The sequence below is a fragment of the Candidatus Methylomirabilota bacterium genome, assembly GCA_036002485.1.
Lineage (GTDB): Bacteria > Methylomirabilota > Methylomirabilia > Rokubacteriales > CSP1-6 > AR37.
In genome coordinates, this window is sequence record DASYTI010000157.1 from 1 (window position 1) to 10,037 (window position 10,037).

The window sequence follows — 10,037 nt, forward strand, 5'->3', positions numbered from 1 at the left end:
GACCTCGATACCTCGCGCCCGGTGGTCGCGTACTGCACCTGAGTGGACGAGCACACGAGCGCCAGTATGGCGCGCGACCTGAGGAAGCTGGGATTCAAGGACGTCAAGATTCTCAAGGGCGGACTCGGGGCCTGGACCAACGCCGGCCTGCCCATCGAGACCCGCACGGATATCTCTCCGGTGGGGATCGAGCTCTACAAGGCCCTCATGGGCTCGAGCTAACTCACAGTAGTTCGCGAGTTCAACGCCACCCTAGTCTACTCAGCCCTCGCCTCAGGGCTGCGCCCTTCAGTTCGAACTGCGGCCCTCTCCCTCTCCGAGGGAGAGGGATTCTTTTTATCCCTCTCCCCCATCGGGGGAGAGGGCAGGGTGAGGGGGCACGCGAAGGATCGTCGGTCTCACGTGCATCACGGTCGCCTGCCTCACACTTCGAAGCGGTCTCGCAAATCCGGAGGCGTGACGGGACAGGCCTCAGCAGGTCTTCGGAAGAGCTTGTATCTCACCGCGGCCACGTCGTCGTAAAGCGCATCCCGTAATCGCGACGGAACCATCCGACATAGTCTCGCCAGCAGCCACCACACGCCGCCCGCGCGCTCCAGGATGTGGAGGACGCCCGCGCTTCGCACGAGAACGGAGCCCTCGGGCGTGCGCACCACCATGCTGTCGGGCAGACCCGTAGTATCGGGCACCCGCTGCCTGAAGGCGGCGCTGTCGAGGGGGGCGAAGCGGAAGCGAGAGCCGTCGGGGTCGCGGGACAGGGCAAAGCGCACGGCGCGATGGCAGAGCCCGCACGTGCCGTCGTAGAAGACGAGGGAATGGCCCGCGCCCGGCCCGGCGCGCGAGCCGTCGACGGCGCTCACCCCAGACGCACCCGCTCGTTGAGCGCGCGCAGAGCTACCCGGGCCTCGCGCACCATGGTCTCGACCACCTCGGCCGCGCCGGGCAGATCGTGGATGAGCCCCACGCTCTGCCCTGACCACATCGGAAAGTATTCCGCATTCTGCTGCTTGGCGGAGGCGGCGAAGATGTCCTGGGCCACTCCCGCTTGGAGCAGGCTGGGCAAGACGGGCGCGCCAGATGCGGCGTACTCCTCGGTGTAGGTGCTCCTGAGCGCGCGCGCGTAGAGGCCCGTGAAGGCATCCGTCACCGCGGTCGCCTCGCTGCCGCGGTCGAGGAGCGCCTTCTTCCAGAACTCCGCGGCCGCCGACTCGCGGGTGGCCACGAAGCGGGTGCCCAGAAGCACACCGACGGCACCCAGGGCGAGAGCGGCCACGAGACCGCGGCCGTCGGCGAGGCCGCCCGAGGCGATGACGGGGACGGGCACCGCGTCGACGATCTGGGGCACGAGCGCGATGGCGCCGATCTGCGCCATCTCGCGCGAGTTCGGCTTGATCCAGGTCGAGCGATGGCCGCCCGCCTCGCTGCCCTGCGCAACGACGGCGTCTACGCCTGAGGCGGCCACCGCGCGGGCGTCGTCCACCGTCGCCACCATGGCCACGACCTTGATGCCGCGCTCATGGCAACGCGCGACCATGGCGCGCCCGGGATTGCCGAGGCCGATGCTCCACACGGGTACGCGCTCTTCGAGGATGACCTCGAAGGCCTCGTCGATGAGATCTGGCGTGGGCGCCGGCCGGCCGGCCCCCGCGGGCAGGCCGAGGCGGCGGCGAAAGGGGTCGAGCGCGCCGTGCACGCGCCGGAGCGTGTCCTCCGGGATCTTTGCCGGATCCACGGGCGGGCGGATCTCCGTGTGCAACCAGAGATTGACGCCGAAGGGCTTGTCGGTCAGCTCCCGCACGTGACGGATCTCCTGGCGAAGCTGGTCGCCCGTGAGCCGAAGACCGGCGAGAATGCCCAACCCCCCCGCGCGGGATACTTCGGCGGCCAGATCGGGGCCAGCCACCCTACCCATGCCGGACTGCAGGATGGGGTAGTCGATGCCAAGGAGGTCGCAGAGGGGCGTGCGCAGCGCGTCCATGACGGCTCCTCCCTCAGAAGCCGAGGGCGGCACCGTCGGCGCGGGGATCGGAGCCGCCGACGAGGCTGCCGTCGGGATCGAGCCAGATACATTGCGCGTGTCCGAAGAGGTCGTCCCACTCGTGGGCCACGTGAACATCGTGGCCGCGCGTGGCGAGCTCAACCGCCACCTCTCGCCCGTAGCGTCCTTCCAGGCGGAGCGCGCGGGTCGGCGCTCCCCAGGTGCGGCCATAGACCCAGCGCGGCGCCTCCACGCATGCCTGCGCCCCCATGCCGCGATCGAGACGGCGTGTGACGAGCGCGGCTTGTGTCTGCGGCTGGCCTTCGCCTCCCATCGTGCCGTAGACGAAGCGCGCGCGGCCGCCCTCGAGATACATGGAGGGGATGAGCGTGTGCAGGGTTTGCTTGCGGGGGGCAAGGGCATTGGCCTGACGAGGATCTAGCGAGAAGAACGAGCCGCGATTCTGGAGAACCACCCCGGTGTCGCCGGCCACGAGGCCCGAGCCCCAGGTGAAATAGACGGACTGGATGAGCGAGACCGCGTTGCCCTGGGCATCGGCGGTGATGATGGCGACGGTATCCCCGCCCGCGGCCATCCCCGTCGCCGGCCGGGCCGTCCGACGCATGTCGATCCGCCGCGCCATCGCGTCGAGGTGCTCCGGGGCAAGCAGCTCGTGCGCGCTCCTCTCCATCCACTCCGGATCGGTGAGATAGCGATCGCGATCCTCGAAGGCGAGCTTGGTCGCCTCCACGAGCACGTGGATGTAGTCGGTCTCCTCGAGGCTCGCCATGTCGAAGCGATTGGCGAGGGCGAGGATGGCCAGGGCCGGAATGCCCTGGGTGGGCGGCGGGAAGGAGCAGGCCTGCCCCTGGTGATAGGGGACGCGGAGCGGCTCCACCCACTCGCTGCGGTGCTCCGCGAAGTCCTCGAGACTCAACGGGCTGCCCGCTGCCGAGACGGCCGCCACGATTCGCCGGGCGACGTCGCCGCCGTAGAAGGCATCGGGGCCGCCGTCGCGCACGCCCTCCAGGGTAAGGCCAAGGTCGCGCTGGACGAGTGGGCCCTGGGCGAGCACGTCGGGGTGATAGAGCGGCCACAGGTGCTCCTTGAGCGGAGCGATGGCGGTGGGGCCGAAGAGGTCGGGCTCGGCGGGAGGGGCCACGCGCTGCCCCGCGGAGGCGGAGAATCCACCGCGCGCATAGGCGATGGCGTCGCCGAAGAGGGCCTTCCAGGGCAGGGCCGAGCCCATGCTGCGCGTGCTGTACTGGTGCGCCTGCCACCAGCCGTCGACCGCGCCGGGCACGGTCAGGGCAGCGGGACCGCCACGGATGGGAATGGCCTCGCGCAGGCCGCGCGATGCGTACCACTCGATCGTCGCCGCGCGCGCGGAGCGTCCGATTCCGCAGAGGGCGGCCAGCCGCCTGGCGCCCGCATCGTAGATCAGCCACACATTGTCGCCGCCCACCCCGTTCATGTGCGGGTAGACCACCGCGATGGTAGCCGCCGCGGCGATGGCGGCATCGAGCGCGTTCCCCCCGGCCCGCAGGGCGGCCAGGCCGGACTCCGAGGCCAGGACATGGGGCGTGGCGACCATGCCGCGCGGCGCGTGCGCCTCGAGCCAGCGGGTCTTGGTCATGGGGGTGATTCTACAGCGATAAAGAGAAACCCTCTCACCCGTCTCGGGGAGAGGGCTGGCAGGTCGCTGAAAAAGGCCCATCTGCTTCGTTGGCGCCCTCGGCAGCAGGTTCAACGTACAGAGAGTACGCCTCACCTGCGAATCCACTCAGCCCTCGTCTCGCGTCGGCCGATAGCCGCCGCTCAACTCGAACTGCGGGGCGCCGCCTCGCATCTGGGCCTTTTTGAGCGACCTGCCTGCTGGTTGTGGCGATGCCCCTTTTTAGCGACCTGCGAAGGCAAGGGGCGCCGCCGCCCGCCAGGGCAGACCATCAGAGCGGGAACAAGGGCGTGCTCGATGCCGGGACGATCGTAGAGATCGGTCTTCAAGCGCGCTATGCCCGTTTCATACTAGTATTCGGTCTATGCGGTGTCCCGCCTGTCAGCATGAAGCACCCGCTGATGCCCAGTTCTGCCCGGAATGCGGCACGAAGCTCGTGGTCACCTGCGCGCAGTGCGCGACCGAAAACGGGCCGAGCCACAAGTTTTGCAAACACTGCGGGGCGGCGCTGGGGCCGCCGCGCGATGCCGCGAAGTTCGCGTCGCCTCAGGCGTACACGCCGAAGCACCTCGCCGACAAGATCCTGACCTCCAAGACCGCCCTCGAAGGTGAGCGAAAGCAGGTGACCGTGCTCTTCTGCGACATCGCCAATTCCACGGGGCTGGCCGAGCGCATCGGCCCGGAGGCGATGCACGATCTGCTCGATCGATTCTTCGAGCTGTGCCTGTCCGAGATCCACCGGTACGAGGGCACGGTGAATCAGTTCCTCGGCGATGGATTCATGGCGCTGTTCGGGGCGCCCCTCGCCCACGAGGATGACGCGCGACGCGCCGCCCTCGCGGCCCTGGGCATTCAGCGGCGCTTGCGTGAGCGCCGGAGCGATCTGGTGAGAGCCGGCGTCGACGATCTCGCCGTCCGGATGGGGGTGAACACCGGGTTCGTGGTGGTGGGACGGATCGGCGACAACCTGCGCATGGACTACACGGCCATCGGCGACACCACGAATCTCGCGGCGCGGCTGCAACAGCTTGCCGAGCCCGGCGCCATTCTCCTCAGTGACACGACGCATCGCATGCTCCATGGCGCCATGCGGACGGAGCGACTCGCGCCGATGCACGTGAAGGGCAAGGCGGAGCCGGTGACCGCCTACCGGCTCCTCGGGCTCGCGCCGCGCCGATCGCCGGTCGAGGAGCGCGATGCCCGGACCCTCGCCGACTTCGTCGGTCGCGAGCGCGAGATGGGTGTGCTGCGGGACCTCTGGGCGCAGGTGGTGGGCGAGCAGGGCCAGGTCGTGGGGATCGCGGGGGAGCCCGGGATCGGCAAGTCGCGACTGCTGTATGAGTTTCGCCGCGCGCTCGGCGGGACGCCGGTGACATTCCTGGAAGGGCGTTGCGTCTCGTATGGCGCCTCCATCCCGTACCTGCCGTGGCTCGATATTCTTCGGAACAACTGCGGCATCGTGGACAGCGATACCCCGGAGGCCGTCGCGGAGAAAGTCACGGCGGGGCTCAACGAAGTGGGGATGGCGCCCGAGTCGGCCATGTACCTGCTGCACCTCCTGGGGGTGAAAGACGCCACGGGCGCGCTCGAGGTGCTGAGCCCGGAGGCGATCAAGACGCGCACATTCGACACGTTGCGAATGCTGAGCCTCAAGGGCAGCCGGCGGCGCCCGATCATCTTCCTCATCGAGGACCTGCACTGGCTCGACAAGACGTCGGAAGAATATCTCGCGTTCTTCGTGGAAAGCCTCACCGCGGCGCCGATCTTCCTCATCACGACGTATCGGCCGGGCTACCGGCCACCGTGGATCGATCGCTCCTACGCGACGCAGCTGTCGCTGCGGCCGCTCGCCCGCGAGGCGAGTCTCGCCGTGGTGCGATCGATGCTCGGCGCCGAGGACATGACCAGCATCGTGTCGGAGACGATTCTGAGCAAGGCGGAGGGCAACCCGTTCTTTCTCGAGGAGCTCGCGCTCGCCATGGCCGAGCGCCGGGGATCGGATCAAGTCGTGCCGGACACCGTGCAAGGCGTGATCATGGCTCGCATCGATCGACTGTCGGAAGGCGCCAAGCGCCTGGTCCAGACGGCCTCCGTCCTTGGTCGTGAGTTCTCGGCGAAGCTGCTCGATAAGATCTGGGATGGTGGCGGCGCCCTCCATCCACACCTGCTCGAGCTGAAACGCCTCGAGTTCCTGTACGAGTCCGCCGGCGGTGAAGAGGCCGTCTACGTCTTCAAGCACGCGCTGACCCAGGACGTCGCGTATGACGGGCTGCTCACGCACCGGCGCCAGTCGCTCCACGGTGCCGCCGCGCGCGCGCTCGAAGAGATTTACGCCGACCGGCTCGAAGAAGCCTACGGTGCGCTCGCGTATCACTACGCGCGCTCCGAGGTTGCGGACAAGGCGGTGGGCTACTTGAGCCGGGTCGCGGACAAAGCGGCGCGGGTCTACGCGAACGTGGAGGCACTCACGCATCTGGGGGAGGCGCTCGTCCACCTCGAGCGTCTGCCCGAAGGTGGGGAGCGCGATCGACTGCTCATCGACGTGGTGCTGCGGCAGGGGTTTTCGCTGTATTTCCTCGGCCGGTTCCAGGAGAGCGTCGACGTGCTGATCCAGCATCGCGACCGGCTGGAAAGCTTGCGAGATCCCGCCGTGGCCGGCCCGTACCACTTCTGGCTCGCCCACATGTACACGCGCCTCGGCCATCAGGACATGGCGCGAGCGAGCGCGCATCGGGCCATCGAGGAAGCCAAGCGCTGTGGAGACCGCGCGACGCTCGGCAAGGCGCACGGGCTTCTCGCCCTCGACTATTACTGGGCCGGGAAATCCGTGGAGGGACTCGAGCACGGCCGGGAGGCCCTGGTGCTGCTCGAGCAGACCTCACAGCACTGGTGGCTCGGCATGGCACACTTCTACGTCGCCATGAACTATCTCCTGCTCGGGCGCTTCGCCGGATGCGAGGAGGCGGCGGGTCAGGCTCGGGCCGTCGGCGAGACGATCGGCGACCCGCGGCTGCAGTGCTACGCCGCGTTCACCGTCGGTTGGATGGCGGCGACGCGCGGTGAGCACGGGGGGGCACGCGAGGCGTGCGAGCGAAGCAGGAAACTCTCGCCGGATCCCGTCAGCCGGGTATACGCCACCGGGTTCCTCGGGCTCGCCCACGTCGAGGCTGGAGACCTGACCGCGGCGATCCCTCTGCTCGAGTCGGCGATTGCCGAGCTCGAGAGGTTCGGCTTTCCGCAGTGGCACGGGATGTTTACCACGCTCCTGGGCGACGCGTATCGCCAGCGCGGCGAGTTCGACCGCGCCGTCGCCCTCGCCAATCAAGGCATCGCGATCACGACGCGTTGTGGCTATCTCCTCGGCGTCGGCCTTGGTCAACGGATCCTTGGGCGGATCGCGATTGGCCGGGGCGCGCTCGGCGAGGCAGAAGCCGCGCTCACCGAGGCGCTCCGGACGTTCGACTCGATCGAGAGCGAGTTCGAGATCGCCCGCACTGGCCTGGAGCTCGCGGGGGTCGCCTTCGGGCGGGGACGCGATGCCACCGCCCGCTCGCTTCTCCGCGAGGCTCACCGAACATTCGTGGCAGCGTCGGTACCCGCGTACGTCCGGCGCGCGGAACAGCTAGCCGCCGAGCGGAGTGTATCGCTCCCGTAGCGTCTCCGTGAGGATCTCCGCTTGCCGTTTTCGTGCGCTCGCGATAGGGTATCGGCACGGCGCGTGAGCTTCGGCAGGCCGCTCATCTACACCCATCGTTTGCACCCACAGGCTGAATGGAGGAAGTCCCGATGAGGCGCATGAGCCACGTTGTGGCGGTGTCCTTGCTCGTCCTCGCCTTCGCGAGCCTGGCCGTGGCCGGCCCGAGCGGGGCGCAGACGAAGCCCGATTTGACGGTCGCGCTGTCGAGCTTCTCCACGGAGACGCTCGACCCCGCCCTCGGCGGGCACATCGTCAAGTACTACCTCTCGATGATCTTCGATTACCTGGTGGGGACGACGCCCGACGGCCAGCCGTCGAGGGAGGGCGGCCTGGCCACGCGATGGGAGAACTCGGCCGACCACAAGCGCTGGACCTTCCATCTTCGCAAGGGCGTGAAGTTCCACAACGGCGATGACGTCACCTCGGAGGACGTGAAGTTCAGCCTGCAGCGGGCCATGGGCAAGCGGTCCACCACGGGCTATGCGGGGCCGCTGCGCACCCTCATCCAGGACATCGAGACGCCGGCCCCCGACCGCGTGGTGATCGTCACCAAGGAGCCGACGCTGATCATTCCGACCTACCTGTCGCGCTCGCTCTCCACCGAGGGCATGGTGCTGCCCAGGAAGTACATCGAGCAGAACGGGGACGACGCCTTCGCCCGCAAGCCCGTGGGGAGCGGCCCCTACAAGTTCGTGGAGCAGGTGACGGGGTCGCACATCAAGCTGGCCGCCGTGGACAGCCACTGGCGGATCGGGACGCCCAAGTACAAGAGCATGCTCTTCAAGCTGGTGCCCGAGGAGACGACGCGCATCGCTCTCCTGCGTCGCGGCGAGGTGGACGTGGCCGACGTCAGCCGCGAGCGCGTCAAGGAACTGGAGAAGGAGAGCTTCCCCGTTCACTTCCGCCGCGACGAGGCGATCCTCCACATGTGGTGGAGTTTTGGCCCCGATGGCTGGCCCGCGCCCATGAAGGACAAGCGGGTGCGCGAGGCCATGAACCTGGCCATCGACCGCGCGGAGATCGCTCAGTCTATTTTTGCCGGCAAGGCGGATCCCGCGGCCATCCCGATGGGACTCTCCTGGTCCTTCCGCGACATCGGCTTCAAGGTGACGCCGGAGATGGCCTACGCTCACGATCCGGCCCGGGCCAGGAAGCTCCTGGCCGACGCGGGATTGGCCGGCGGGTTTTCCCTGGATGTCTACGCCTTCCAGCTCCCCGGCCTGCCCGAGGGCAAGGCCTTCGCCGAAGCGGTGACCGGCTACTGGGAGAAGATCGGGATTAAGCCCAGGCTCATCCCGGTCGACTATCCCGCCTTCCGCAAGCTCTGGGTGGACCGCAAGATCCCCGGCGCGATCGGCTACTATAATATCGCCAACCGCGACTGGATCGGCGCCTACGCGCTGCTCGAGAAGATGGGCTATTCGCCGTCGAAGCCCAACGACACCGTGAACGACGCCGAGATCGACGGCATGATCGCCCAGGTCATGCGGCAGACCGAGAAGGACAAGATCAACGCCCTGATGCGGAACATCTTCACGCGGCTCCGGAGCGAGCACTACGGGATGCCCATCGTGTACCTCCACTCGCCGTACGCGACGTCGAAGAAGCTCGGCAAGTGGAACCCGGGATCCGTCATGTACGACCTGTTCTTCGACGAGCTGGCCTCGGGCAAGTAGCGGGCCAGCAACGAAAGAATGCTGAATACCTCAGCAGACCGCGCAAAAGGGTTCAGATGCGAGGCGGCGAAGCAGCGGGGCCCTTTTCATCGGCCTGCTAACCCGGATTATGCGCGAACACCTGGCCCCCTCACCTACTCAGCCCTCGCCTCGTCGCCCGAGGCGGGCGTCTCGGCTCGAACTGCGGCCCTCTCCCTAGTGGGGAGAGGGATCAGAATGAAGAGAGCAGCGTAGTGAAAGTGTTCTTATCCCTCTCCCCCGCCGCGGGGGAGAGGGCAGGATGAGGGGGCCATACGACGAGAGAGTGTCCTTCACGAATAGTCCAGGCTGACGCCCGGTGATCCGGTTCGTACTGTCTCGGCTCCTGCAGTCGCTGGTGGCCCTCGCCATCCTGTCCGTCGTCGTCTTCATCCTGGCCAGGGCCACCGGCGACCCGCTCCACCTCATCCTTCCCATGTCGGCGAGCGAGGAGGACTACGCCGAGGCCCGCCGCTATCTCGGCCTCGACCGCCCGTACGTCGAGCAGTACTTCTCGTTCGTGGGCAAGGCCGTCACCGGGGACTTTGGGATGTCGCTACGGGCACGCAAGCCCGTGAGCGAGCTGATCCGGGAGCGGCTGCCCAACTCCCTTCGCCTCGCCACCTTCGCGATGGGCATCTCGCTCGCCCTCGCCTTCCCCCTGGGCGTGATGGCCGCCGTCAAGAAGGGGACCGGCCTCGACCGGACGGCGCAGGTGATCGCGGTGCTCGGCCAGTCGCTGCCCACCTTCTGGCTGGCCATCGTGCTCGTGGAGTTCGTCGCGGGGCGACTGCAATGGCTGCCCGCGGGCGGCATCGACGGCTTCACCAGCTATATCCTGCCCGGCTTCACGCTCGGGTGGTTCGTGGTGGCGGGCATGATGCGGCTGCTCCGCTCCGCGATGCTCGAGGTGCTGGATTCGGAGTATGTCAAGCTTGCCCGCGTCAAGGGCGTGGTGGAGCACCGGGTGGTGTGGCTCCATGCGCTCAAGAA

The 10,037-nt window shown here is 67.9% G+C and carries 7 protein-coding genes; 4 read left to right on the plus strand and 3 right to left on the minus strand.

Going from position 1 to position 10,037, the window contains the following annotated elements; genetic code table 11:
* Nucleotides 1-66 precede the first annotated feature (66 nt).
* Entirely contained in the window at nucleotides 67-222 is a 156-nt protein-coding gene (locus VGT00_15020) for a rhodanese-like domain-containing protein (GenBank protein ID HEV8532730.1), read from the plus strand.
* A gap of 200 nt (nucleotides 223-422) precedes the next feature.
* On the opposite strand, the gene VGT00_15025 is transcribed toward VGT00_15020, so the two are convergent.
* From VGT00_15025 to VGT00_15035, 3 genes are read right to left on the minus strand one after another with little or no spacing between them, the layout of a single operon-like run.
* The gene (locus tag VGT00_15025) at nucleotides 423-860 is read right to left on the minus strand and encodes a DUF393 domain-containing protein (GenBank protein HEV8532731.1); all 438 of its coding nucleotides are present in this window, start codon (nucleotides 858-860) and stop codon (nucleotides 423-425) included.
* Nucleotides 857-1,978, minus strand: a complete 1,122-nt coding sequence (locus tag VGT00_15030) for a nitronate monooxygenase (protein ID HEV8532732.1) — start codon at nucleotides 1,976-1,978, stop codon at nucleotides 857-859. The genes VGT00_15025 and VGT00_15030 overlap by 4 nt, the downstream gene beginning before the upstream one ends.
* Nucleotides 1,979-1,991: 13 nt before the next feature.
* Nucleotides 1,992-3,614: a gamma-glutamyltransferase family protein gene (locus tag VGT00_15035; GenBank protein HEV8532733.1), complete on the minus strand. Its 1,623-nt coding sequence runs from the start codon at nucleotides 3,612-3,614 to the stop codon at nucleotides 1,992-1,994.
* Nucleotides 3,615-4,017: 403 nt separating this feature from the next.
* Between VGT00_15035 and VGT00_15040 the strand changes: the two genes are divergently transcribed.
* The 3 genes from VGT00_15040 to VGT00_15050 form a co-directional block, all read left to right on the plus strand.
* Nucleotides 4,018-7,308 (plus strand): adenylate/guanylate cyclase domain-containing protein, encoded by a 3,291-nt coding sequence (locus VGT00_15040; protein HEV8532734.1) that lies wholly within the window; start codon nucleotides 4,018-4,020, stop codon nucleotides 7,306-7,308.
* 140 nt (nucleotides 7,309-7,448) lie between these two features.
* Nucleotides 7,449-9,026 carry an ABC transporter substrate-binding protein gene (locus tag VGT00_15045; GenBank protein HEV8532735.1) on the plus strand — a complete coding sequence of 526 codons (1,578 nt, stop codon included), beginning with the start codon at nucleotides 7,449-7,451 and terminating at the stop codon, nucleotides 9,024-9,026.
* A 337-nt stretch (nucleotides 9,027-9,363) separates the two neighbouring features.
* Nucleotides 9,364-10,037, plus strand: a 674-nt coding sequence (locus tag VGT00_15050; GenBank protein HEV8532736.1) for an ABC transporter permease, incomplete at its 3' end; no start/stop codon positions are given.